14 protein-coding genes and 1 pseudogene are annotated in these 26,550 nt (G+C 46.2%); 7 read left to right on the plus strand and 8 right to left on the minus strand.

What is annotated here, in order from left to right:
- Positions 1 to 106 precede the first annotated feature (106 nt).
- The 4 genes from hflX to F7D73_RS10635 are packed head-to-tail and all read left to right on the plus strand — an operon-like array spanning position 107 to position 7,887.
- On the plus strand, positions 107 to 1,354 hold the full coding sequence (gene hflX, locus F7D73_RS10620) for a GTPase HflX (protein ID WP_153124559.1): 1,248 nt from the start codon (positions 107 to 109) through the stop codon (positions 1,352 to 1,354).
- A 21-nt stretch (positions 1,355 to 1,375) separates the two neighbouring features.
- The gene (locus F7D73_RS10625; RefSeq protein WP_153096309.1) at positions 1,376 to 3,232 is read left to right on the plus strand and encodes a DUF4954 family protein; all 1,857 of its coding nucleotides are present in this window, start codon (positions 1,376 to 1,378) and stop codon (positions 3,230 to 3,232) included.
- 34 nt (positions 3,233 to 3,266) lie between these two features.
- On the plus strand, positions 3,267 to 6,173 hold the full coding sequence (locus F7D73_RS10630; protein WP_153096310.1) for a M16 family metallopeptidase: 2,907 nt from the start codon (positions 3,267 to 3,269) through the stop codon (positions 6,171 to 6,173).
- A 55-nt stretch (positions 6,174 to 6,228) separates the two neighbouring features.
- A complete protein-coding gene (locus F7D73_RS10635) occupies positions 6,229 to 7,887 on the plus strand; it encodes a fumarate hydratase (RefSeq protein ID WP_153091149.1) in 1,659 nt (552 codons plus the stop codon).
- Positions 7,888 to 8,177: 290 nt separating this feature from the next.
- On the opposite strand, the gene F7D73_RS10640 is transcribed toward F7D73_RS10635, so the two are convergent.
- The 7 genes and pseudogenes from F7D73_RS10640 to F7D73_RS10670 form a co-directional block, all read right to left on the minus strand.
- Complete coding sequence (locus tag F7D73_RS10640) at positions 8,178 to 9,068, minus strand: carbohydrate kinase family protein (protein ID WP_153096311.1); 891 nt, start codon at positions 9,066 to 9,068, stop codon at positions 8,178 to 8,180.
- Between the two features lie 65 nt (positions 9,069 to 9,133).
- Positions 9,134 to 10,284 (minus strand): annotated as a pseudogene (locus F7D73_RS10645) (MFS transporter).
- 162 nt (positions 10,285 to 10,446) lie between these two features.
- Entirely contained in the window at positions 10,447 to 12,165 is a 1,719-nt protein-coding gene (locus F7D73_RS10650) for a DUF4980 domain-containing protein (protein WP_153124561.1), read from the minus strand.
- A 38-nt stretch (positions 12,166 to 12,203) separates the two neighbouring features.
- Positions 12,204 to 13,940: a RagB/SusD family nutrient uptake outer membrane protein gene (locus F7D73_RS10655; RefSeq protein ID WP_153096314.1), complete on the minus strand. Its 1,737-nt coding sequence runs from the start codon at positions 13,938 to 13,940 to the stop codon at positions 12,204 to 12,206.
- 31 nt (positions 13,941 to 13,971) lie between these two features.
- A complete protein-coding gene (locus F7D73_RS10660) occupies positions 13,972 to 17,085 on the minus strand; it encodes a SusC/RagA family TonB-linked outer membrane protein (protein ID WP_153096315.1) in 3,114 nt (1,037 codons plus the stop codon).
- Positions 17,086 to 17,263: 178 nt separating this feature from the next.
- Positions 17,264 to 18,766 carry an AraC family transcriptional regulator gene (locus tag F7D73_RS10665; RefSeq protein ID WP_153096316.1) on the minus strand — a complete coding sequence of 501 codons (1,503 nt, stop codon included), beginning with the start codon at positions 18,764 to 18,766 and terminating at the stop codon, positions 17,264 to 17,266.
- 5 nt (positions 18,767 to 18,771) lie between these two features.
- Positions 18,772 to 20,538 carry an ATP-binding protein gene (locus F7D73_RS10670; protein ID WP_194256294.1) on the minus strand — a complete coding sequence of 589 codons (1,767 nt, stop codon included), beginning with the start codon at positions 20,536 to 20,538 and terminating at the stop codon, positions 18,772 to 18,774.
- A gap of 870 nt (positions 20,539 to 21,408) precedes the next feature.
- Between F7D73_RS10670 and F7D73_RS16065 the strand changes: the two genes are divergently transcribed.
- The 3 genes from F7D73_RS16065 to F7D73_RS10685 all read left to right on the plus strand — a co-directional run bounded on the left by F7D73_RS16065 (position 21,409) and on the right by F7D73_RS10685 (position 24,473).
- Positions 21,409 to 21,795, plus strand: coding sequence for a LytTR family DNA-binding domain-containing protein (locus F7D73_RS16065; protein WP_181976471.1), 387 nt, complete (start codon positions 21,409 to 21,411; stop codon positions 21,793 to 21,795).
- Between the two features lie 190 nt (positions 21,796 to 21,985).
- Positions 21,986 to 23,962, plus strand: a complete 1,977-nt coding sequence (locus tag F7D73_RS10680) for a TonB-dependent receptor (protein WP_194256896.1) — start codon at positions 21,986 to 21,988, stop codon at positions 23,960 to 23,962.
- Positions 23,943 to 24,473, plus strand: coding sequence for a hypothetical protein (locus F7D73_RS10685; RefSeq protein WP_153096319.1), 531 nt, complete (start codon positions 23,943 to 23,945; stop codon positions 24,471 to 24,473). The genes F7D73_RS10680 and F7D73_RS10685 overlap by 20 nt, the downstream gene beginning before the upstream one ends.
- A gap of 135 nt (positions 24,474 to 24,608) precedes the next feature.
- Here F7D73_RS10685 and F7D73_RS10690 read toward each other — a convergent pair whose 3' ends face one another.
- Positions 24,609 to 26,507 (minus strand): GH32 C-terminal domain-containing protein, encoded by a 1,899-nt coding sequence (locus F7D73_RS10690; RefSeq protein ID WP_153124564.1) that lies wholly within the window; start codon positions 26,505 to 26,507, stop codon positions 24,609 to 24,611.
- Positions 26,508 to 26,550: the final 43 nt, after the last annotated feature.

Consider the following 26,550-nt stretch of genomic DNA (forward strand, 5'->3'; position numbering starts at 1 on the left):
ACCATTAGCAATAAAAAATCAAAAAACATTCGGTTTTATTTTGTATTGTCTGCATTTTACAGTATCTTTGCACCTAATTATATATATAATAGACACGTATACGTAAATGAAAGAATTTGTAATATCAGAAGTCAAGGCGGAAACCGCTGTGCTCGTGGGTCTGATTACCAAGACACAGGACGAAGCCAAGACAAAAGAATATCTCGACGAGTTGGAATTCCTTGCCGATACGGCTGGCGCGGTCACCGTGAAGCGATTCACGCAGAAGGTGGTTTCGCCTAACCAGACTACCTATGTGGGCAAGGGTAAGCTCGAGGAAATCAAGCAATATATCAAGGAAGAAGAGGAGGAAGACAGAGAAATCGGTATGGTTATCTTTGATGATGAACTCTCGGCAAAGCAGATCAGAAACATCGAGCAGGAACTGCAGGTGAAGATTCTGGACCGTACTTCGCTCATCCTCGACATCTTCGCCATGCGTGCCCAGACTGCAGCTGCCAAGACGCAGGTAGAGCTGGCTCAATACCGATACATGCTGCCAAGACTGCAGCGACTCTGGACTCACCTGGAGCGCCAGGGTGGTGGTTCAGGTTCCGGTGGCGGAAAGGGATCGGTAGGTCTGCGTGGACCGGGTGAGACCCAGCTCGAGATGGACCGCCGTATCATCCTCGGCAGAATGAGCCTGCTCAAGGAGCGACTCGCAGAAATAGACAAGCAGAAGACTACCCAGCGCAAGAACCGCGGAAGAATGATCCGAGTGGCTCTCGTGGGCTATACCAACGTGGGAAAATCCACCATCATGAACCTGCTCAGCAAGAGCGAGGTGTTTGCAGAGAACAAGCTCTTTGCTACCCTCGATACCACAGTAAGAAAGGTGGTGGTAGATAACCTGCCATTCCTCCTTGCCGACACCGTAGGATTCATACGCAAGCTGCCTACCGACCTGGTGGACTCCTTCAAGAGCACCCTGGATGAGACCCGCGAGGCAGACCTCCTGCTGCACGTGGTGGATATCTCCCACCCAGACTTCGAGGAGCAGATCCAGGTAGTGGAAAAGACCCTGGAGGAGATAGGATGCTCCGACAAGCCTTCGATGATCATCTTCAACAAGATAGACAACTACTCCTGGGTGGAGAAGGAGGAAGACGACCTCACTCCGATGGAGAAGGAGAACATCCCGCTGGAAGATCTCAAGAAAACCTGGATGGCAAAGCTCAACGACGACTGTCTCTTCATCTCGGCAAAGAACAAGGAGAACATCGACGAGTTCAGAGAAGTGCTATATAAAAAGGTAAGAGAACTGCACGTACAGAAGTATCCATACAACGACTTCCTGTACCAGGATTACGAATAATTCCCTAAAAACATATCAACAATGAATGACTACAGATCTCTGACCTCCGAGGAAATCGAGGTACTCAAGAGCAACGACTGCTGGGCTGAAGACTGGACTTCAATCAATGTTTCAGAAGACTTCAAGCCCAACTACATGCATCGCGTGATGCTCTATGGCGAGGTAAACATCGGTGCCTTCAACAAGAATGTGGAGGTGAGCCAAGGCTTCGTAAAGCATTCCGGCATCAACAATGCCACCCTGAGAAACGTAACCATCGGAGACGACTGTCTCATCGAGAACGTGGGCAACTTCATCAATAACTACACCATTGGTGATGACTGCTACATCTCCAACATCTCTACGATGGAAACCACCGAGGGCGCTACCTTCGGCGAGGGTAACCTGGTGAGCGTGCTCAACGAGGTGGGCGAAGGAAACGTGATTCTCTTCTCCGACCTCAACAGTCAGCTGGCTGCCTTCATGGTGAAGCATTTCTCCGACAAGGAACTGAAGGAGAACATCCGACAGCTCATCAAGACCGACATCGAGAACAAGGCGCCGGAAAGAGGACAGATTGGCAGCAACGTGAAGATTGTGAACACCAAGGAGATTACCAACTGCGTGATCAACGACCTCTGCGAGGTAAATGGTGCCTCACGACTCAGCGACTGTACGCTGCTCGGTTCGGTTCACGGCAACGTATATATCGGCACGGGAGTCATCATCGAGAACTCCATCATCGCCGAGGGTTCCAGCGTTATCAACAGCGTGAAGATACAGGACTGCTTCGTGGGCGAAGCCTGCCAGCTGAGCAACGGTTTCACAGCCTCAGCCTCCGTATTCTTTGCCAACAGCTATATGAGCAACGGTGAGGCGTGCGCCGCCTTCTGTGGTCCATTCACAGCATCGCATCACAAGAGCAGTCTGCTTATCGGTGGAATGTTCTCATTCTATAATGCCGGTTCAGCCACCAACTTCAGCAACCATGCCTACAAGATGGGCCCTATGCACTGGGGCATCCTGGAGCGTGGTTCGAAGACAGCCAGCGGTGCCTACCTGCTGATGCCAGCCACCCTGGGGTCGTTCTCAGTATGCTTCGGCAAGCTGATGCACCACCCTAACACCCGCAACCTGCCATTCGCCTATCTGATAGCCGATGGCGACAAGATGTTCCTCATCCCAGGCAGAAACATCACCACCGTGGGTCTGTACCGCGACATCAAAAAGTGGCCGAAGCGAGATCTCCGTGCTCCCGAAAACCGCAAGAGCATCGTGAACTTCGACTGGCTCTCTCCTTTCTCCGTGGGCGAAATCCTGAAGGGCAAGAAGATTCTGGAGAGTCTCCGCGAGGTAACGGGCGACAACGTATCGCAGTATCTCTATCACGAGTACATCATCCCTGCCACATCGCTCCACAAGGGCATCAAATACTACGATATAGCCCTGCGCATCTATATGGGTGCCGTGCTGAAACGAGTGCTGAAACGGGATCCTGCCATCACCCCTCCATCTACCCAGACAGGCGTGGGCGACTGGGATGACCTCTCAGGACTCCTGCTGCCGGTAAGCGAGGAAGACCGCATCATCGCCGACCTGAAGGATGGCACCATAGAAACCATCCAGGAGCTCATCAGACGCTTCGAGGAGATTGATGCCAACTATCGCGAATACCAGTGGGCATGGACCTACAAGATCATCTGCGACTACTACCACATCTCCGAGATTACCCTGGAGGATGCCAACCGCATCCACGAGGACTACATCAAGGCACGCCGCTCCTGGATTGCGGAAATCAAGAAGGATGCCGAGAAGGAGTATGCCATGGGCGATGTGGAGGAAGAGGTTTACAGAAACTTCGTCAACAGTCTGGACCAGGAAGTGGATTACGAGAATTAATTCATAATGAAGAATTAACAATTTATAATTTAAAATGAAGATCAAGCACGTTTTGCTGGCAGCTGTCCTGATGGGCAGCATCAGCGCCACAGCTAAGGATTATCATTACACCACCATCCCCGGTGATGCGATGAAGACACGCATCTACACCCTCGACAACGGTCTGACGGTGTACATGTCAGTCAACAAGGAAAAGCCTCGTCTGCAGGCTAATATCGCCGTCAAGACAGGTTCCAGAAACGACCCTGCCGAGACAACCGGTCTTGCCCACTATCTGGAGCACCTGATGTTTAAGGGAACCCAGAAGTTCGGCACCACCGACCACGCCAAGGAGAAGCCTTATCTCGACGAAATCACCCGCCGATATGAGAGCTACCGCAAGCTGACCGACCCTGCACAGCGCAAGCAGGCTTATCACGAAATCGACTCGGTTTCGCAGCTGGCAGCCAAGTACAACATCCCGAACGAGTACGACAAGCTGATGGCGAGCATCGGAAGCCAAGGCACCAACGCCTATACTTCCAACGACGTGACCTGCTATGTAGAGAACATCCCGAACAACGAGATAGAGAATTGGGCTAAGGTGCAGAGCGACCGATTCCAGAACATGGTAATCCGCGGTTTCCATACCGAGCTGGAGGCTGTATATGAGGAGAAGAACATCTCTATGGCTAGCGACAACGACAAGGAGTTTGCTGCCCTCTGGAAGCTTCTCACCCCTACCCATCCTTACGGTACCCAGACCACCATCGGTGAGCAGGAACATCTCAAGAACCCTAGCATCATCAACATCCAGAACTACTTCCACCGCTACTATGTACCTAACAATGTGGCTATCTGCCTGGCAGGTGATTTTGATCCAGACCAGACCATTGCCATCATCGACAAATACTTCGGTTCATGGAAGAAGAGCGACAACCTCACCCGTCCTGAGTTCAGCCTGCAGCCGGACATTACTGCCGTCAAGGATACTGCCGTAGTGGGCAAGGAAGCTGAAAACGTGATGCTCGCATGGAAATTCAAGGGCGCCAACGACAAGGAGAGCGATGTGCTCGATGTCATCGAAGACATGCTTTCCAACGGTAAGGCTGGACTGATGGAAGTTGACCTGGAGCAGCAGATGAAGCTGGCTTCTGCCGGAGCCTTCGTCTATGGTCTGCACGACTATTCTGCCTTCATCCTTGCCGGTAATCCTAACAAGGGTCAGAAGCTGGAAGAGGTCCGCAGCCTCATGCTCCAGGAAATGGCGAAGCTGCGCCGTGGAGAATTCGACAACGACCTCCTGCCTTCGGTCATCGCCAACAAGAAGCTGAACTTCTACAGAGGTCTCGACAGCAACGACAACCGTGCCAGCATCATGGCAGACGCCTTCATCAACGATGAGAAATGGGAAGACGTAGCCGGCAAGCTGGAGCGTCAGAGCAAGCTGACCAAGCAGGACATCGTGGATTTCGCCAACAAATATCTGCGCGATGACAACTTCATCTGCGTCTACAAGCAAATGGGCGAGGATACTACCCTGAAGAAGATTGAGAAGCCTGCCATCACTCCTATTCCGGCAAACCGCGAGTATGAGAGTGCATTCGTCAAGGAAATCAAGAACGCCCAGGTGCCTGAAATCCAGCCTCAGTTCCTCGATTTCAAGAAGGACCTTACCGTAGGCAAGACCAGCAGGAAGCTGCCTCTCGTCTACAAGCAGAACACCCAGGACGACCTCTTCAACCTCGTATTCCGCTACGAGTTCGGCGATGAGGATGATATCCGCTACAGCTATGCAGCCCAGTATCTCGACTATATCGGAACCGACAAGAAGAGCGTTTCTGCCATCAAGCAGGCTTTCTACAAGCTGGCTTGCAACTTCAGCATCGCCCAGAGTTCCAAGACTCTGCAGATCAGCCTCAACGGTCTGAACGAGAACCTTCCTGCAGCTCTCCGGCTGACGGAGGAAATCCTGCACCATGCCAAGGCAGACAAGACCTCATGGAACCAGTTCATCGACCTCATCGAGAAGCAACAGCAGGATGCCAAGACCAACCAGATGTCAAACTTCAGCTATCTCTGGGACTACAGCACCTACGGTGCCTATAACCCAACCCGCAACGCCATCAAGACCGCTGACCTGCGCAAGATGGATCCTCAGGAGCTCGTCAATCTTCTGGGCGGACTGAACAACATCGAGCATACCGTGGCTTACTACGGTCCTTACAGCGAGAAGCAGCTCAACGCCCTGCTCGCCAAGGAGCACAAGACAGCCAAGAAGCTTGCTGCCGTTCCTGAGGGCAAGGAGTACAAGATGGAAGAAATCAAGCAGAACGAGATTTATATCGCTCCTTACGATGCCAAGAACATCTATCTGCGTTCTTACCAGAACACCGGAAAGAAGAGCGATGTGAAGGATGGTGCCCTGATTTCTCTCTTCAATGAGTATTATGGTGGCGGCATGAATACCATCGTCTTCCAGGAACTTCGTGAGACCCGCGGTCTGGCTTACAATGCCGGTGCTGCCTACTACACTCCAGTTCGCAAGGACGAGAAGGATTACTTCATGCGTCACATCATCACCCAGAATGACAAGATGATGGACTGCATCCACGTATTTGACGAGATTACCAACAATCTCCCACAGAACGAGGCTTCCTTCAATCTTGCCAAGCAGAACCTGATGAAGTCTATCCAGAGCCGTCGCGTTACCAAGGCTGGCGTCATCAACGCATACTTCAATGCCAAGCTGATGGGCATCGACTATGATGTAACCAAGCTCTATTACGAGCAGCTCCCTTCACTCACCCTGCAGGACATCACGAACTTCGAGAAGCAGAATATCGTAGGCAAGCCATACCGCATGGTGATCCTCGGTGATGAGAAGAATCTCGATATGAAGAGCCTGGAGAAGATTGCGCCAATCAAGCGTCTCTCTCAAGAGGAAATCTTCGGCTATTAAATAGGAAAAAGAATATATTGAATATTTCAACAGTTTAAAATAACAAAAAAACATTATGGCAAAAACTCCAGATTTTAAGTATGCTCCAATGTTCCAGATTGGAGAGGACAAGACAGAGTATCGCCTTATCTCTAAGGAAGGCGTAAGCACAGCAGAGTTCGAGGGTAAGACTATCCTCAAGGTTTCCAAGGAAGCTCTTACTTTGCTGGCACAGCAGGGTTTCCACGACGTAGAGTTCATGCTCCGTCGTGAGCACAACCTCCAGGTGGCTAAGATTCTCAGCGACCCAGAGGCTTCAGAGAACGACAAGTACGTAGCACTCCAGTTCCTCCGCAATGCAGAGACTGCCGTTAAGGGCATTCTCCCATTCTGCCAGGATACAGGTACTGCTATCATCCACGGTGAGAAGGGTCAGCGCGTATGGACTGACTTCGAGGACGAAGAGGCTTTGAGCCTGGGTGTTTACAACACCTACACACAGGACAACCTCCGCTATTCTCAGAACGCTCCTCTCAATATGTATGATGAGGTGAACACCCGTTGCAACCTTCCTGCTCAGATTGATATCGAGGCTACAGAGGGCGACGAGTATCGCTTCGTAATGGTTGCCAAGGGTGGTGGCTCTGCCAACAAGACCTACTTCTACCCTATGACCAAGGCTACTATCCAGAATGAGGGCACACTCCTCCCATTCCTCGTAGAGAAGATGAAGAGCCTGGGTACAGCTGCATGTCCTCCTTACCACATCGCCTTCGTTATCGGTGGTACTTCTGCCGAGAAGAACCTCCTTACCGTGAAGTTGGCTTCTATCAAGTACTACGATGAGTTGCCTACAACAGGTGATGAGACTGGTCGTGCTTTCCGTGACATCGACTTGGAGAACAAGCTCCTCGAAGAGGCTCACAAGATTGGTCTGGGTGCACAGTTCGGCGGTAAGTATCTCGCTCACGATATCCGTGTCATCCGTTTGCCTCGCCATGGTGCAAGCTGCCCTATCGGTATGGGTGTAAGCTGCTCTGCCGACCGTAACATCAAGGCTAAGATCAACAAGGACGGTATCTGGTTGGAGAAGATGGACGAGAACCCAACAGAGCTGATTCCTGAGGAGCTCCGCAACCCAGGTGAGGGTACAAAGGGTATCGAGATCGACCTCGACAAGGGTATCGACGCAGTTCGTGCCGAGTTGAGCAAGTATCCTGTAAGCACCCGTGTCAACCTGAAGGGTACCATCATCGTGGCTCGTGACATCGCTCACGCTAAGCTCAAGGCTCGCTTGGATGCTGGCGAGGAGATGCCAGAGTACTTCAAGAACCACCCTATCCTCTATGCTGGTCCAGCCAAGACTCCAGAGGGTTATCCATGTGGCTCTATGGGACCTACCACAGCCAACCGTATGGACCCATACGTAGATGAGTTCCAGGATCACGGCGCTAGCTTGGTAATGATTGCCAAGGGTAACCGCGGCGATGTTGTTACAGAGGCTTGCAAGAAGCACGGTGGTTTCTACCTCGGTACTATCGGTGGTGTAGCTGCCGTTCTCTCTCAGAGTTCTATCAAGAGCATCGAGTGCGTAGAGTACCCAGAGCTCGGTATGGAGGCTATCTGGAAGATTACCGTAGAGGACTTCCCTGCATTCATCCTCGTAGATGACAAGGGCAACGACTTCTTCAAGCAGTTGAAGCCTTGGACTCCTTGCAAGGAATGCCAGAAGTAATGATACAGACATCAATAATATAAAAAAGCTCAGGGCCATTGGCCTTGAGCTTTTTTCTTTATCTGTATTTCTTTTAAAGATCCTTTTACCTTTTTACTTTTTTACCTTTAAATTATTCTTCACTGATAAACTGCTTTATCAACATCCCATGTTTTTCCTAAAAAAAATAGAGCTGCTATCTACTCTTCACAAGCAGATAGCAGCTAATCAATCAACATTAAACCTATATATCAACTATTCACTAAAAACCAACAATTCAAAACTAATACTTACTGACCAAATGGGGAGCCTTACAATGTATATTCCTCAGGAATCTGAGGCATTGCACCATTCTGGGTACAAACGTATGCACTTACCTTAACGGCAAGCTCGTGTGCCTCCTGGATGCTCTTACCCTTCAGAATGCTGGCACAGAAAGTACCGGTGAAGCTATCGCCTGCACCTACGGTATCAGCCACCTCAACCTTTGGAGTCTCCTGGAATGACTTCACACCCGGAGCGAAGACATAGCTGCCGTTTACACCGCAGGTCAATACGAGCATATCAAGATTGTACTTGCCGAGAATCAACCAGCACTTGTTCTCGATATCCAAACCAGGATAACCGAAGAGGCGGCCGATGGTAATCAACTCCTCATCGTTGATCTTCAACACATTGCAGCGCTTCAAGCTCTCGGTAATCACCTCAGTAGTATAGAAGTTCTGACGAAGATTGATGTCGAAAATCTTCAGACAATCCTCTGGAGTATGATCGAGGAACGTATAGATGGTCTTGCGGCTGACCTCACTGCGCTGAGCCAGAGAGCCCCAGCAAACAGCACCGGCATTGGCAGCAATCTCCTTGATATCATCGGTGAATGGGATATTGTCCCAAGCCACATTCTGCTTGATATCGTATGTAGGAACACCCTCCTTGTCGAGCTGCACCTGAACGGTACCTGTAGGGAATTCTACCTCAGGCATCACATACTTGAGCTTCTTCTCATCGAGCAGGCGGAGAGCAGTATCGCCCAGAACATCCTTGCCCACAGCACTGACTGCTACAGAATGCAGACCATGCTGACCTGCGTGGTAAGCGAAGTTGGCAGGAGCACCACCGAGTTGAGAACCAGTAGGGAGAACATCAAAAAGAATCTCACCCAAACCTACGCAATATTTTGTATCTAAATTCTTTGTTTCCATAATTACACCTTATTATATATATACGTTATAAACGATAGTGAACGATTTTTATTATAACTTGCAGATTATAACTTGCGGATATAAGTGAAGAGATAAGCTACACCTACTGCCATGACAGCTACAGCACCAGCCTGGCCATAGCATCGCTGGCGAATCCCATAATCAAAGGGAAGATGGTACCACCGAAGAGTCCCATGATCATCAATCCACTCACCTCGTTCTTCTTGTCAGGCATAGCAAGCAGAGCCTGAGAGAAAATCATGGAGAATACGTTAGAATTGCCATATCCCACCAGGGCGATGGCGATGTAAAGCATTGTCTTGCTCTCTCCTAACCACATACCAATCATACTCAGAGCCATCATCACTACGCTGATGACGAAGAAAGTGCGGGTCTTCATCATACGGAGAAAGACTGTACCGGTGAAACATCCGATAGTACGGAAGATGAAGTAGAGTGATGTGGCGAAGGCAGCATCATTCAGGCTCCATCCCAGACGCTCCATCAGAATCTTAGGAGCAGTGGTGTTGGTACCCACATCGATGCCCACATGGCACATGATACCGATGAAGGAAAGCAACACGATAGGTTTGCCGAGCAACTTGAAGCACTCACCAAAACCGGAAGCCTTACCCTCGTTCTTCTCTTCCTCGATAGGTGTACCTGCCAGGAAGAAGGTAGCTGCAATTCCGATAACCATATAGATTGGGAAGAGAACTCTCCAGCCCAAGCCGAAGGTTGGAATGCTTGCCATGGCACCCCACATAGCGATATATGGAGCCAGGAAGGAAGCGATGGCCTTGACAAACTGACCGAAGGTCAAAGTAGAAGCCAGGTTCTTACCTGATGTCACCACTGAAACCAGCGGGTTCAAGGATGTCTGCATCAATGCATTTCCGATACCGAGCAAAGAGAATGACACGAGCATCATTTCGAAGTTTTCGCCGAAGATGGGCAAAAGGAGTGAGATAACGGTTACGATCAAAGACAGGAGTACTGTCTTTTTTCTACCTATCTTATTCATCAGGATTCCCGTAGGAACCGAGAAGATGAGAAACCAGAAGAATACCAATGAAGGGAACAGATTGGCTGTTGCATCATTGAGGTTGAGATCTTCCTTTACGTAGTTGGAGGCGATACCTACCAAATCTACAAATCCCATGGCGAAGAAACAGAGCATCACCGGGATGATTGATAATTTTGACGACTTATTCATAATTGTTAGCGTTATTGCTTCTTTTTACAGGTGCAAAGGTAGCGACAAACGATACAATATATCATAAAATATCGTTCATCGGCTACCATTTATGTTGCATTGTTACATCAGTAACACTCTTAGAAACAATTATCTTATAGATTCAGTTCTTAACAGATGAGGTTACTTGATGTCGTAAATCTGATACTTACCCTTTCCCTTTACAGTAACCTTATTGTAAGGCTTGCTTGGGAACACGAGATTGGTCATGGACATCTTGCCATCGGCATCCAGTGCCTCGATGCTGCTCTTGTCGATGAAGATGCGCAGCTGGCTGATATTGCCATAGGTTGGAGCCTTGGTGACTGCAGCGAAGTCCTTGCTGAAATCCATCTTACCGCTCTTGGTTCTATCCATTGAGAAAGTCTCTGCCTTGGCATCGTAGTTCATCACTACCTTCTCGCCCTTGTCGTTGCTCAAAGTGATAGTAGCATTTCCCTTCAGATTCACTACCATCTCGCAAGATGCTGTAAGTTTCTTGCCTGCCTTCTTGCTTCTTGCCGCTGTCATCTCTGGAGATGGAACCACGCTGCAATAAGTTTCACCCTTATACTCGAAGAGACCTAAGTCGCGAGGAATAGAGTTGCCTGAACGGTACTGCTGGGTAGGAACCTGGTTGGCATACTGCCAGTTGCTCATCCAGGCGATAGCCACACGGCGACCGTTTGGAGCATTATCAAAGGAAACTGTGGCATAGTGGTCCTTACCGTAATCCATCCACTTGGTAACCTCAGGCTTACTGTCGCAAGTAAACTTATGACCGTCGAAATCACCGATGAAATACTGGGTAGCAGAACCTCCGGAAGGTCCACCAGGATTGATGTTGCAGATAAGCATCCACTTCTCCTTACCGGTGCCACGAACCTTCATCTTCATCAAGTCTGGGCATTCCCAGACACCGCCATGGTTGCCATACTTCTCACCAAAAGAGCTTTCGTATTTCCAGTCCTTCAAGTTATCTGAAGAATAGATTTCCATGTGCTGACCAACCGCCATGATCATATTCCATTTCTTGATGTCCTCGTTCCAGAACATGTGAGGATCACGGAAATCAGGCACATTACTGGTGATAATCGGATTTCCCTCATATTTGGTAAAGGTCTTGCCATTATCTGTGCTGTAAGCCATGCTCTGTGTCTGGTTCTCACCAGCCGAAGTGTAGAGAGCCACAACAGCACCCTTGCCCAAACCAGCGGTATTATTCTTATCCACAACGGCAGAACCGCTGAAAATGGTACCAATTGCATCTGGCTGGATAGGGGCACCCTGGAACTTCCAATGTACCAAGTCGGTAGATGTAGAATGTCCCCAGGTCATATTCTCCCACTGTGATCCGTAAGGATTATACTGGAAGTAGAGATTCCATACGCCATCCTTATAGAACATACCATTTGGGTCGTTCATCCATCCGTAAACAGGAGTGTGATGGAAAACTGGGCGATACTGTTCACGATTCTTCATATCGAAAGAATCAGAGAACTTCATCTCCTTCCAGCAAGTGAGGGCATTCAGTCCTTCCTTGTTATAATCGCCATTGACATGGATATCGAGAGCCAGGCCCTTCAAACCGGCAAACTCATTCATATAGAGAGGCACGTAATAATCTACGTAGTCTTTAGCCAACTTCACATTGATGGCTTTCACCTGTTTGTTGTCAGCAATCACCTTAATATTGGCTATCTCCGCATTCTCCTGCACAGGGAGCAAGAGACACTTCTGGTTCTGACTCTCCTGGCTGATGCGATAGAGACAGTGGTTATTGCTCAAGAAAGAAGCCTGCTGGGCATAACTGGCGGTGAAACCGCAAAGAGCGACAAGCGCTGAAATAAATATCTTTTTCATTGTCTAATTATCTAATTATCTAAAAATACCGATGGTAATTACTCGTATCCCTTATTCTGCTTATAAAGACCAGGAATGTAATACAGCTGGTTATATGGAACCGGATAGAACTCGTTCTTGCCTGGAGTAAACTTGGCATCCTTCAGGTATTGAGCGTATGTCTGCTCTCCATACTTATCGGTCTGCTCTGATGCAAAATACTTGTTCAGTGTCTTAGAAGCAATGCCCCAGCGGCGCAAGTCGAAGAAGCGGCCGTTCTCCATAGCCATTTCCAGACGACGCTCCCAGCGCAGGCACTTTCTTGCTGTCTCCTTATCCTGGAAATAAGACTCTGGATAGAGGGCTATATCACATTGATCCTTGGCATATTCAATATGCTTATCCACAGAATTCTTGGCTCTCTTACGGATATCGTTGATGATGGTACGAGCCTCAGCCAGACGGTTCAACTCTATCAAAGCCTCAGCACGCATCAACATAATGTCGCTATAACGGAGCACATAGTCGTTCATCGCAAACGCCTGCCAAGAGCCATTGAAAGTTTCACCCTTAGAACGCTGTGGTACTTCCTTCAGAGAGGTATAGTAACCGTAAACGTTTGGTGTACGAGAGTTGGCTGTAGTCATCGTGTATTCTGACTCATATTTATATGGGAAGGTAGGCATACCAACGGTATGGAACAAACGTGGATCCCATTTCTGACTATTAGGCTTACCGTTTACAGGATAATCACAAGTCTTGTCGTAGTCATCAAACTCAGGAAGTCCGTTCTTGGTCTTGAAGGCATTCACCAGGTCCTGTGAAGGCTTGTGGAAATCCCATCCGCAAGACCACATACCCCAACAGCCATTCAGCACGTTAGACCAGTTGCCACGTCCGAAGGTAGTATGGTCCTCGCTATAGTCGGAAGCCTGGACAGCAAAAACTGACTCCTTGCTGTTCTTATTGTCAGGCAGGAAGATGTCGCCGAAGTCTGCCATGTAACCATAGTCTGAATTCTTCACCACATCAGTATATTCGACAACCTTCTGCATATACTCCTTATTAATATGGTCAACACCATCGGTTGCCTCATAGCCATCACCCCAGGCAATGGTAAGATAACACTTAGCCAGATAACCTGCGGCTGCAATCTTGTTGACACGACCGCCATCCTTCTGCTTAGCAGGAAGTACATCGTATGCTGTCTGGAAGTCGGCTATCACCTTCTGCCACAATTCCTCGTAAGTAAACTGAGTGTTTGATGTGCTCTCTGTTGCTTTATCCTCATAAACCTTCTCGTCTATCCAAGGAATCTGACGATACATGGTAAGTAACTTGAAATAGAAATGAGCACGGAGAAAGCGAACCTCAGCCTCACGCTGCTTGGTTAGCTCAGCACCCAGTGTGCTCTCACCATTCTGCTGCAAAGAAACCAAGGCACGGTTGCAACGGGAAACGGCACAATAGAGACGATACCATAACTCGTCGAGTTCGCCCTTAGTAGAGGTCAAGGTACTCCAGATCTCCACATCGTGATAACCGGTGTCACCGGTACCACCACCGCCCTTCAAACAATCGTCTGAAGAAAGGTCACCGTATGGCCAAAGGTTGAATGGGTAAGAATACCAACAGTCGCCCAACATCGCATAGGCACTGTTTACCATCTTGTCTGGCTCGTTGAAAGCCTTATCTTCATCAACCACAGCTGTTGGCTTGTAATCCAGGAAATCATCACAACTGGTGAATGTTCCTACCAGTGCTGCTGCAAGCACCATTGTATATAACTTTTTCATCTTAGAATTCTCTTTAAAAATATGAAACATTTTAGAAACCTACCTGAAGTCCGAATGATACGGATGTTGAAAGTGGATAGTTCCAGTTTGGATTCTCTGGGTCTGAACAGGTCAGGCTATTGCTCTTGAGGGTCAAAAGATTCTGACCTGAGAGATAGACACGGGCACTGGTCATCTTCAACTTAGAGAGGATGCTGCTTGGGATAGTGTAACCCACCTGCAAGGTGCGCAACTTCAAGTAAGATCCATTCTCAACGTAGTAAGAGGAAGCACGACCCTCATCGGCTGTGTTCATGGTGCTCAAGCGTGGGATGGAAGAACCGGTATTGTTGGTATTCCAGGCATCGAGCAAACGGGTACCCTTGTTAGAACCACTATCAGTAATAGCCCAGAAGTCGGTCTGGAACTTTTGGTTGTTATACACATCCTGGTCATAGACACCCTGCCAGAACATACTGAAATCAAAGCCCTTGTAGTTGAGAGCAATATTCAAACCATAAGAGAAGGCTGGCACAGGGTCGAAAATCCAAGTCTGGTCATCTGAAGTAATTCCATTTTTACCATCTAAGTCCTTGTATTTCAATCCACCGACACGTGCGTTTGGCTGTCCAGACTTATCTACTTCTGCCTGATTCTGGAAAATTCCATCGGCTACATAACCTACGATAGAACCGTATGACTTGCCACTCTGCACCAGGTTTTCCGTAGATGTGTGAGCGTAAGCACCTGTTGTTGTTGCTGGCAAATAAGTAACCTTATTGCGGAAGAAATCCAGATTGCCGTTCACATCGATGCCAAGTCCATTAGCCAAGGTCTTGCGATAACCCACGGTGAACTCCATACCCCAGTTGCGGAGCGAAGGACCATTCTGCCATGAATTTCCACCTTCACCAGTTGCACCCAGATAAGCAGGATTAATCAACATATCCTTTACATTCTTAATATAGGCATCCACTGTACCATAGAGGGTGTTGCCAAACAGGGTGTAATCCAAACCTACGTTGTACTGGGTAGCAGCCTCCCATTTCAAGTTAGGGTTAGCCAACTGTGTGGCACGATAGCCAGAAGGGAAGGTACCTGAACCTTGCAGGAAGAGATCGTATGCTGTAGAGGTTACACGGTCTAATCCGTAATCCACTACATAAAGACCAAACTGTGCATTGTTGTCGATAGCCTGGTTACCTGTCTGACCCCAAGAGAGTCGCAACTTGGCATCATCCAACCAATCCTTCTTCAGGAGATTAGAGAATCTGAAGCCGAGTGATGCAGCAGGGAAAGTACCCCAGCGATGAGCCTTACCGAAACGTGATGAACCATCATGACGGATAGTAAAGGAAGCCAAGAGGAGATCATCCCAGTTGTAGTTCACCTTTCCGAAGAAAGAAGCCAGGCGATAACCTACCTTTGCACCCGAGTTACGCATCGTTCCCGTGGCAGCATTTGGCCACATGTAATCTACATCTTCCAGCGCATAGCCTTCTGAATAGGCAGAGAAATCGATAACCGACTGCTTGGAAACTTCCATACCACCGAGTACATCGATGTTGTGCTTGCCAATCTGGGTAACGTACTGGGCTGTGTTAGACCATGTCCAGTTAGTCTCATTGTTATTCGAGAGCGTTGTCTTGGCGATGTCATTGTTGACAATATCGGAATGATAAGTATTCGTCATCGAATTGATAAACGATGTCTTGAAATCCAAACCGAAGTTAGAACGCAGAGTCAATCCCTTGACAGGCTTCAATTCTACGAAAGCATTACCGAAGATGCGCCAGTAGTCGAGGTGGTTGTTACGGTTCTGATACTGCTCACGACAAGGGTTCTGACGGTCGGCCATACTACCCACTGGACCAGCGAAGGTCTTGCCATCTTCTTCGTAAACCGGAACAATGGAAGGCATCTTCAAGGCATTCTCCATCGGATGGCAATCTACCTGAGAGGTATAAGTCAATGTTACATTCTCGCCTACGGTTACGATCTTGTTTAAATTCCAAGAAGTATTCAAACGAGCTGAGATATTCTCGAAGTCGGTATATTTCAAGACACCCTCATTGTTCTTGTATCCCAAGGAGAACATAGCGCTATGCTTGTCATTAGCATGAGATACAGAGAGGTCGTAGTTCTGCGAGAAACCTGTGCGAGAGATTTCATCGAGCCAGTCGGTGTCGGAGAATCGCATGGTCTTCTTGGCATTGATGTAGCCATCATATCGACCATTGATAGTATAGTTCTGATACTGGTTGGTAGCAGGATTCCAAACGGTGATTGGAGTTCCAGAGGCTGCATTCAAGTCGATGCCGTAGTTGGCAGCATAAGCCACAGGATCGAGTCCATCGTTCAGGGCTGCCTGAGCCATCGCAGTAGCATACTGGCTGGAGTTCATCAGCTTCATCTTCGACTGGTTGGAATAGAACTGTGCAGTCAGGTTGGCAGAGAAGTCAACAGCAACCTTGCTACCCTTCTTACCTTTCTTGGTGGTGATGATGATGACACCATTCGATGCACGGGAACCATAGATAGAAGCTGAAGCGGCATCCTTCAAAACCTGCATACTCTCTATATCATTTGTATTGAGGGTATTCAATGCCATAGTGGTAGGTACACCATCTATGATATAAAGTGGATCCTGAGAAGAGTTGAAAGAACCGATACCACGAATACGCACGGTTCCTGAACCAATAGGAGAACCATCGGTAGTAACAGTCATACCAGGAACACGACCCTGCAAAGCGCGCATCGGGTCAGTCTCTGAGTTTGTCTTCAGGTTCTTGGTTGAAACTACAGCCACGGAACCGGTCAAATCGGCCTTTCGCTGAGTGGTATAACCTGTTACAACCACTTCCTGCAAGTCGTTGGCATCTTCCTGAAGTGTTACCTCCATATTGTCTGAAGCCTTTACTTCTTGCGTCTTATATCCAATATAAGATATAACAAGTGTGGAACCAGGAGCACATTCTACATGGAAGTTACCATCAAAGTCGGTAACAGTACCAGTCTTTGTGCCTTTCACCATAACAGATGCACCAATGACTGTCTCACCGGCAGCATCCTTTACGATGCCATTTACATTTACCTGTTGTGCACTAGCTACGGTGCAAACAGCACAGAGCGCAGAGCTCATTAGTAATCTTGAAAGATTGTTCATACTATTATAATATTTTAAGTTTCAAAAATTGTCATTGTTTGATTCTGCCGCAAAATTAGGGAAAAGACTGTTATATAAATAAAAAAAATCGTTCCTGCAACAATAATTATGTTACATGAAACGATTTTCTTATCTTTTGCTAAGATTTTAAAGTACTTATTTTAAAGGAGTTAAAAAACTATTTTCTTTTAGATAACTGTTTATTTCTGAAATCGGTAGGAAGAACGCCAAACTGCTTCCTGAAGCATGAAGAGAAATAGCCCGGTAACGCAAAGCCTACTTCTGCCGAGACTTCAGCTACAGTCTTATCAGTCTGCATCAGGAGCATATAGGCTCTCTGCAGACGCATCTCTTTCAGGAGCTCGACAGGCGTTTTTCCTGTCATAGCCTTCACCTTGCGATAGAGCTGTACTTTACTCAACTGCATCTCGGCTCCCAAATCATCCATCTTCATATCAGCATTGCCCATATTCGCAAGAATCTTCTTCTTGAAACGGTCCATGAAATAACGATCACTCTCATCCAAGTGATTCAGTTCAGCAGCCCAGCCCTCCTTGTTCTCTATGAATCCACGAGCCACGGCTTTCTGTTTCTGCAGCTTCTTTCTATATACCTTATATATATAGAAGATGACAATGAGCAGAACTAAGACGATAACGACGGCAACAATAATCATCCATTGCTGGATGCGGAATACCTCTGAATAAGAATCAAGACTGTCCGAAATCTGATCCAGATTCTTCATCTTGACTTCCAAATCCTGATATTGTAGGGCGATGGCATCACAGTTTTCTGAGGTAGCAAGGAATGATTTCATCACATTATCCTTCTTATAGGGTTTACCCTGAAGGACATTCATCGCCAATTCCATAATCTTCTCGCCCTGGGTAGGATAGACATAAGAAGCAGCAAACTGTCCTCTCTTCACTCTATCCACTCCTTCCCATTCTCCAGGCAATCCATCAATGCCTACTATCAGCATCTGCTTATCAATGCCTCGTCTCTCTGCTTCCAGAAAGGCTCCTATGGCACCTAGGTCGCTATGTCCAAACACGCCATCCGCATGTCCGCCCTTATCCAGATATTGTTTCATCAACTCCTGGGCACGCTCCATCTTCCAGTTACTGTCCAGAGTAACCACCTTGATTCCCGGATAATTCTTCATCACCTCGTAGAAACCACGATGGCGCTCAATGACAGGAGAAGCATCTTTCAAGCCCGTAATCTCAACAACGGTACCTTTTCCATCCAGTTTCCTGACAAGAAAGCGGGCTACTTCCCTACCCGCTTCTACATTATCGCCACCGATGGAAGCTGTATAATGGGATGTCTTTACCTTTCTGTCGAAGAGAATAACCGGGATATGAGCACGATAAGCTCGCTCGATGGCAGGTGTTACATCATTCACGTTATCAGGGGCAACAACGATCAAATCTACCTTCTTGGCTATCATATTGTCTATCTGGCGAGCCTGACGTTGCCCGTCATTCTCTGCAGTAGTAAACAGCAAATCCACATTCTTATATTGATACTGCGCCAGTCGCATCTCATTATTCACCTTCTCGCGCCAAGCTCCGCCACAACATTGCGACACACCTATCACCATCTTCTTCTGGGTGCAAGAACCTAGAAGAAGCATACTACTAAGTAGTACTATTAAGATAATATTGATTCTTTTCATTGATTTTATACTTCTTCCATCCGTTTAAGTTCCCACCCCTCAAACTGCATGATGATGAGATGGAGTTTTGTACCTTGGCGCAAAGCCTCAACCCTTGGAGCCTCGGCATATCGATGAATCTGATCTAGAGCCTCACGCCACTGTTTCTCTGCCTTGGTCATAGGCTTGCCATCTTCCGTGAACTCACCTTCAACTATCGCAGAGAAATCTTTCTTCGAAAGAACCTTCAACTCCAGAATGTAGCTATGCTGACTGGCATAATGGGTAAGGTCTGGCAAAAGGAAGAAATCACAATAGCCATGATTCAACTCCAACTCTGGAGCCGTGATATAATAATCATTCAGATTCAGATAAGCCATAAAGAATCCCTGCAGGTTTCGCTCAGCCTCAATGCCATCACGCACCGAAGAAACCTTGGCATAGGCATCCGCCATAAAGCGCAATCCTTCTTCCCACTTACCATCGTATGCCATGTCATAATAGTAATCGGTGAGCTGGTTGACATCCACATAAGCCTTTGCCTGATACTCCTCTTCCAGATAACCATAATACTGCTTGCGGACATTATTGTTTGGAATGCCCAGAATGAGCTTGGAGCCACGAGTTCCCTTGATGGTCAACATGCCATAATAGAACAGAAGACTTGGGAATATCTCTGCCTTTGGAATCTGATACGCAGAAAACGACTCATAAAGCTGGGTAACAATCTGCTCCTCTTCTGCTATCTTGCGGATAATGCCCTTACGCTCTCCATCCAGCTTGTCAAACTGCAAGAGTTTCTTCATCTTGCCGTAATCGGTACGGGTATTCGGGTCTATCATCTGACGAGGAGAACATCCGTTATCCATGTAATTACGAAGGTAATAAAGAACCATATCACAATTAAACATACGAGTTTTCTTCTTCAAAGCTTCTTCTGCAAAGCAATAGTTATCATACCATGGCTTCATATCATTGACGATGGCATCAATATCACTATCGGCAGGAATACTACCATGTTCTTTATAATAGGTAAACATCTCCACCACATCAGTGGTAGAGAAGCCCAGCATCTCATCAAACTCCGGCTTGATAGAAATGTTCCAACCTATATTGAATCCACTCGTCACATCATCCAGGGTTACAGGGCTCACACCCATCATGAAGATACGCTCAAAATTACCCTTGAACTTTTTGAAGACATCACGATAAAAGCCGTCAGCATGGGTAATCGCATGATACACATTCTCACCACGTTCGTTGAGTATGACATTCGTGAAGTTGTCATACTCATCGATGATGAGATACAGATGATACTGGTGCGCCTTGGCAGCCTTGAATATCAGTTCCATCTTTTCCTCGAAATCTTCCTGCGCCAGGATTTCTTCCATCTCTACCTGATAATATTCTGAGTATTGACGGACAAAAGCATCAAGGTTGATGCTGAGATAAGAATTAAACTTAGTCTCAAGCTTGTCGATATTACCCGTAATCTGGGAGAAATCTAGGAACAGCACCTGATACTTTCCCTGCAAAGGTGTAGGATGCTGGCCTATCCACAGATTTCCAAAAAGACTCTGGAACTTATGGCTCTGCGTACAGTCATAGTAAGAATAGAGCATACTCAAGAATATGCTCTTACCAAAACGACGAGGACGGATGAAGAAGAGATTGCGAGGCTGCTTCTCCAGCTCCGGGATAAACATCGTCTTATCCACATAATATAGATTCTGCTCTATTACCGTAGCAAAATCAGCCACCCCATAAGGTACTTGTTTAACTTGCTGTTCCATCATGATCTATCCTTAAAAACACTATCTGTGTGCAAAGATAGCATAAAAAAACGAAAAAGCCACAGTTTGCGTTTACAAACTGCGGCTTTTATTATATTTTATCCGAAACACACGTTCCTACCATACGACTTTCTTGTTGCCCATAATATAAATGTGTCCTTTTTGTGGCACAAGGACTTTTCTTCCCGAGAGGTCGAACAGAGTAGGATTGATGCTTCATTACCAAAATAAACGTCTCCAAAAGTGCGTTTCTCAAATTTTATTTGTACTTTTGCAGTGTCATTCAGAACTTTGTTTTATTTTTACAGCACGATAATAAACAAAATGTCTGGATATGGCAAGCATCCCGGTGCACCAACAGAGTAGCTTAGGTACACCCTGATAAAGAAGATAAATGATAGTGCTGCGTTAATTAAATAAATCAGATTCAACATGTCGTTTCTAACTCGAACATATCCTTTTAAACAGAGTAAACACTTGCTAAAAGATAGTAGCATCTTTGGCTTCATCATTTGGGTAATTTTATATTTTCTGCAGCCATTTGGACTCTGCTTATATCAAGGTAACAAATGCTTTGTTGCTACATTATTCGGACTGGTAACTTTTGGATGCCACATAACATACGCTGCAACGATATTGAAGTATTTGCATCAAACTATCAAGCCCTGGCGTATCTGGCATGAAGGAGTAGCTATACTCGGACTGATTTTCATCATTGCCTTCGGTAATTTCCTCCTATTCTCATACTTGTTTCACTATACGATTACATTCAGTCTGTTTCTCTTGTTTCTAAATTGGACTATTATCATAGGCATATTTCTTACGACATTATCTATCGGAATGCAATACAATAGAACATTACGAGAGAGAATGGAAGAGTTGTTGCGCAATACAACAAAGGAACAGGAAGAAGTATCTATTACCATCCATGATACTAACGTAAGAGGAAACGATCTGTCGATTGCCATCAACGATCTACTTTATATGGAAGCACAGAAAAACAATGTATCCGTCTGTTTTCTAAAAGAAGGTAATGTTGTTGCTGTTGATATCCATACAACACTAACCCATGCTCTTGAAGAGTTGAAAGAGTTTGAGAACATTTTCCAATGTCACCGTTCTTTTGCTGTCAATGTGAATAATATCACTTCGGCACGAGGCAACTCAAATGGTTATCAACTGACTCTCGGAAATTGCACAAACATCATACCCGTTTCCCGAAGATTTGTGCCCAAGTTAAAGACTTATCTTACATAGTTATTTGTCCTTCAACTTAGTTATTCGGCATCTTAACTAGCTTTCTATCATAAGTTTTAGTTGTATATCCTAAGAATTTGGCAACTCCAGTTTCATGCAGTATCTTTGCGGCATGAAACATCGAATAATACATATCGCATTGCTGCTGACTTCAGTCTGCAACCTGGCTGCACAGACCATCATATCAGGCATGGTAAAAAGCGGTCAGGATCCGCTTGCTGGTGCCAATGTTTTCATCATGGGCACAATTGATGGATGCCTGACAGATTCTCTGGGCAGGTTTTCCTTTTCCACATCAAAAACCGGAGAAGCGTCTATCAAGATTACCATGATTGGTTTTGAAGAATATATGCAGACTACAGATGCCTGCAAGTTACATAATCTTTCTATCCAAATGAAAGAAAAAGCTACGGCAATCCAAGAAGTTGTAATATCTGCCAGCACTTACAGTTTCGGGAAAAGTGACAACTTCAAGACTATGGATGCCTTAGATGTTGTGATGGCAGGTAATTCATGCGGGGACATTGTTGCAGCCCTGCAAACTTTACCCGGCACTCAAAAAGTGGGAGAAAATGGAAAGCTCTATGTCCGTGGTGGAGAAAGTGAAGAATGCCAGACTTTCATTAACGGAATGCACGTCCTTGTTCCATATAGTACAAACACAGAAAATACTGCTGTACGTGGACGATTCTCTCCTTTTATATTTAAAGGTATCAACTTTTCTCTTGGTGGATATAGCGGAGAATATGGACAAGCACTTTCCTCCGTTCTCCCTATGGAAACATCAGATGCTGCAACAAGTGACAAATATGGAGTCAGCGCATCATTGGTTGACTGGAACATCGGTGGCACCAAGGCATATTCCCACAGCAGCTTATCCTTTAATGCCGCACTGACAAGTTTGGGAATCTACAATCAGTTATTTTCAGAAAGGCTTGATTTCAACAAGCCTTATCTAAAACTATCTGGCGAATCACAATACAAGAATGAGTTCCGAAATGCCGGAATATTGAAAACATACGTTGGCTATGATTTTACATCTGTAGGACAGCATATAGACAACCAAAACCTTTCGCTCAAAGAGAATAATATCTATGCCAACACAACCTATAAGGCACAGTGGGGTGCTAGCTACACGCTCTTTTGTGGTATGGCAAGCTCATCGGTATTCAACGATATAGAAGATGCGAAGATTTCTGGTGACCGATATTACAACTTCAGGAATGAGATACATCTGAAAACAGAAATACGCAAAATTTGCTCGGATGCACTAAAAATATCGGCAGGAATGGAGGACTATCAGCGAAACAGCCTCATGGAGTACAAAAACGATTGCTACAAGTTGGATTATAATATTCTTGCTGCTCATATTGATGCCCAATGGAGGATGATGCCCCATTTGTTCCTGAATATTTCGACAAGGACAGAATATATGGCTCATGCCAACTGGCTGTTTATGCCAAGGGCTACACTATGTTATATTCCTAACAAGAATTTTCAGCTTTCATTTGCTACCGGTCGATATAGCCAGACTCCAGAAGATGACTATCTTGCAACAAACAAGAAATCTCTTGGACAAAGTACGGCAGATCATGCTATCCTATCCATACAATATAAGTCGCCTGGTACATTCCTACGAATAGAACCCTACTGGAAAAAATATCAGCGATTGCCTTTATGGGAAAAGGGTATTTACCAACCGAAAGGATATGGAAAGAGTAAAGGTATAGACATTTTTGTAGAAGAGCATTCGCTTTTCATACATCTGACCACAGCATTTTCATATTCCTACAACGATTCCAAGCGATTCTATCACGAATACACAGAAGAGCGAATACCTGACTACGCCTCAAGGCATAATCTGAGATTGACAGCAAAATATTCATTCGGCAAAGCAATCATTGGGCTGACTGAATCGTATGCAAGCGGACGTCATTTTCTGATTGGCAAGACACCACATTATAATAGCGTAGATATAAACCTTACTTATCTGCTAAGTCCCAAGGTCATTATCTATTCTTCTCTGAACAACATCCTCGGCCGTACAAACATTTTCGGATATAATACTAACGGACGTTCGATAGTTCCTTCTAGAGACAGATTTTTATATATAGGCATATTTGTTTCACTTAAAAATAATAAAGCATATGACATTTCAAACTTTTAAACGATTCGTATTGATGTCTGTCTTCTTCATGACAACATCTGTAGTTATCTATGCCCAGCAATCCACAATGCAGAGGCTTATCGGACAGTCGCTTGCTAAACTTCAGCAACCGACATCAGAGAGCATACTTAATTGTATTGCAGAGATGAAGCGTATTGATGATATGTTTCCTGATAGCATCCAGCCCAAGTTTCAGATAGCTTTGCAAAGTCTCAATTATTCCGTGATGAATCCGCATGCTCCACAAACAGAAAATCTTCTAAAAGAGACAGAAGAAACTATTGCCAAGATGGAGAATATAAAGCATGCTGACCCGTCTGACATCTGTACCCTTCGCGGTTTTCTCTATATGGTACGCATCGTACAGAATCCTGGGCAAAACGGTCAACGCTATTATCTGGAAGTGATGCAGGATTACGAGAAAGCTCTCAAACTCAACCCTGATAATCAACTGGCCAAACAATTGCAGCAAAAGTTTTTTGAAGGAATGAAACAGCAAACCGGTAAATAAGAAACAGAGGTTGTTTTATCCACGGACAATCTCCCCTGAGCCCCAAAAAAGAGTCGCAACCTAAAATCTTATCAGGTTGCGACTCATTACTATTTACATTTAAGCCTACAATTCGACCATACAATATCTACGTGATTACAAACCAAGTTTGTGAACCTTCAGATTCTTGAATTCAGCCTTGCCATCCTGGGTGTAGAGCTTCACATTCTCGTATGGAGCTACAGGGAAGACGAGGTTGGTCATGGCGATGCGACCGCCATCTACGAAGAGCTCTACAGATGACTTATCTACGAAAATATCAACATGATAGGTCTTCTTGCCATCCTCGCAAAGACTCAACGGAGCCCAGGTAGCCAGAGCGAAATCGTTCTTGTAGTTGATGGAGTTGGCAATGCGGGCAGGCTCCTTGCCTTCTGCTGCACGCTGCTTATCCCAAGCCAACTCGATATCGTGAGGAACAGCCTGCTTGCCGAAATCGGTCAAACCGCTCTCTGTTCTATCCATTACCACCTTGCCCTGCTTCATATCGAAGTAAATCATGGTGCGCTCACGCTTGTTGTTTGAAATCTCGATACCTGCAATGCCGTTGGCATCTGGAGTAACATCAGCCTCAATCTCGAATGCACCTTCCATATTGGCTGCAACACCCTTCAAATCCTTGGCATCGGCTACAGAAGCATCTGCCAGATTCTTGGTATCCTTTCTCAAGGCATATACTTCAGGAGCTACATTCTCTGAAACATAATACTTGCCGTTATTCTCGTAAAGCTTCAACTCACGAGGCAAACCATTGGCACCACGGTTCTGCTTGAACGGAGTAAGGTTGGCATACTGCCAGTTGCTCATCCAGGTGATACCCAGAACTCGGTCGCCTGTGTTTGAGAAGGTAACGGTAGCATAGTGATCCTTACCCCAATCGAGCCACTTTACTTCGTTGGCATCAGGACAAGTAAACTTCTTGCCGTCGAAATCGCCTACGAAATACTCGGTAGCGCTACCACCAAACCAGCAGCCAGGGTTGATATTCATCGTCATCACCCACTTCATCTTCTTCTTATCACCATTTACAGGCAACTGGAAGAAGTCTGGACACTCATACTGACATGGCTGCTGACCTATACCTTTACCGAAGGCACTTACATAATTCCACTTCTTGAGATTCTTTGACTTGTACAAACGCATCTCCTTATCGGCAGAAACAATCATATACCAGCACTTTCCCTTCTCATACCAGAATACCTTAGGGTCGCGGAAGTCCTTCAGACCGTCGAATGGAGTCAACACTGGGTTGCCCTCGTACTTGGTAAAGGTACGACCGTTGTCGTTGCTGTAGGCGAGGCACTGCACCTCATCGTGATTTACACTGTTGTTGGTATAGATGGCGATGATGGCATTCTTGCCAAAACCGGCGGTATTCTTCTTGTCGATAACAGAACTGCCAGAGAAGATATGTCCTACAGGGTCGCGGGCGATGGCTGGATCGAGGTGCTCCCAGTGAACCAGGTCCTTGCTTACGGCATGCCCCCAGTGCATATTGCCCCACTTGCTTCCGTATGGGTTATACTGGAAGTAAAGATGATACTCACCATCCTTATACACCATTCCGTTAGGGTCGTTCATCCAACCATAGAGCGGAGTGAAATGATAAGAAGGACGATAGTAATCGGTATTGGTAGTATCGAATGTATTGCTGAGCTTGAGCAAGCTGAGAGCCAAAGCATCCTTCTTCAAACCGAGAATCTTGACGGTAGCGGTCTTACCCTTACCCAAGGCAAATGGCACGAAGTAATCAGAACCATTCTGAGCCAGGCGAACGTCCATCCAGGTATCATCCTTAGAACCTGTATCGAGCAAAACCTGAGCCTCATCCTTCTCTTCCTGGATAGGGAGAAGAAGATACTTGGTAGGATTCTCCACCTTGACGATGGTAGTATCACCCTTGTGTTCGATGTTCATCTTCTGTGCAAAGGCAGAAGTGGTAGCTGATGCCATCAACATGAGGCAGGCAGCCTTTATCATCTTGTTTGTTTCCATTGTAAAACTATTGTTAATTGTTATTGTTTATATCTATTGATAT

The organism is Segatella copri (genome assembly GCF_009494395.1).
Lineage (GTDB): Bacteria > Bacteroidota > Bacteroidia > Bacteroidales > Bacteroidaceae > Prevotella.

What these genes read in the sequence shown, in the direction of transcription:
- F7D73_RS10670 (WP_194256294.1), bottom strand. Translation starts at nt 20,538, where the DNA reads ATGGAACAGCAAGTTAAACAAGTACCTTATGGGGTGGCTGATTTTGCT.
- F7D73_RS10650 (WP_153124561.1), bottom strand. Translation starts at nt 12,165, where the DNA reads ATGAAAAAGATATTTATTTCAGCGCTTGTCGCTCTTTGCGGTTTCACC.
- F7D73_RS10685 (WP_153096319.1), top strand. Translation starts at nt 23,943, where the DNA reads ATGACATTTCAAACTTTTAAACGATTCGTATTGATGTCTGTCTTCTTC.
- F7D73_RS10660 (WP_153096315.1), bottom strand. Translation starts at nt 17,085, where the DNA reads ATGAACAATCTTTCAAGATTACTAATGAGCTCTGCGCTCTGTGCTGTT.
- F7D73_RS10625 (WP_153096309.1), top strand. Translation starts at nt 1,376, where the DNA reads ATGAATGACTACAGATCTCTGACCTCCGAGGAAATCGAGGTACTCAAG.
- F7D73_RS10655 (WP_153096314.1), bottom strand. Translation starts at nt 13,940, where the DNA reads ATGAAAAAGTTATATACAATGGTGCTTGCAGCAGCACTGGTAGGAACA.
- F7D73_RS16065 (WP_181976471.1), top strand. Translation starts at nt 21,409, where the DNA reads ATGGAAGAGTTGTTGCGCAATACAACAAAGGAACAGGAAGAAGTATCT.
- F7D73_RS10640 (WP_153096311.1), bottom strand. Translation starts at nt 9,068, where the DNA reads ATGGAAACAAAGAATTTAGATACAAAATATTGCGTAGGTTTGGGTGAG.
- F7D73_RS10680 (WP_194256896.1), top strand. Translation starts at nt 21,986, where the DNA reads ATGGTAAAAAGCGGTCAGGATCCGCTTGCTGGTGCCAATGTTTTCATC.
- hflX (WP_153124559.1), top strand. Translation starts at nt 107, where the DNA reads ATGAAAGAATTTGTAATATCAGAAGTCAAGGCGGAAACCGCTGTGCTC.
- F7D73_RS10630 (WP_153096310.1), top strand. Translation starts at nt 3,267, where the DNA reads ATGAAGATCAAGCACGTTTTGCTGGCAGCTGTCCTGATGGGCAGCATC.
- F7D73_RS10690 (WP_153124564.1), bottom strand. Translation starts at nt 26,507, where the DNA reads ATGGAAACAAACAAGATGATAAAGGCTGCCTGCCTCATGTTGATGGCA.
- F7D73_RS10635 (WP_153091149.1), top strand. Translation starts at nt 6,229, where the DNA reads ATGGCAAAAACTCCAGATTTTAAGTATGCTCCAATGTTCCAGATTGGA.
- F7D73_RS10665 (WP_153096316.1), bottom strand. Translation starts at nt 18,766, where the DNA reads ATGAAAAGAATCAATATTATCTTAATAGTACTACTTAGTAGTATGCTT.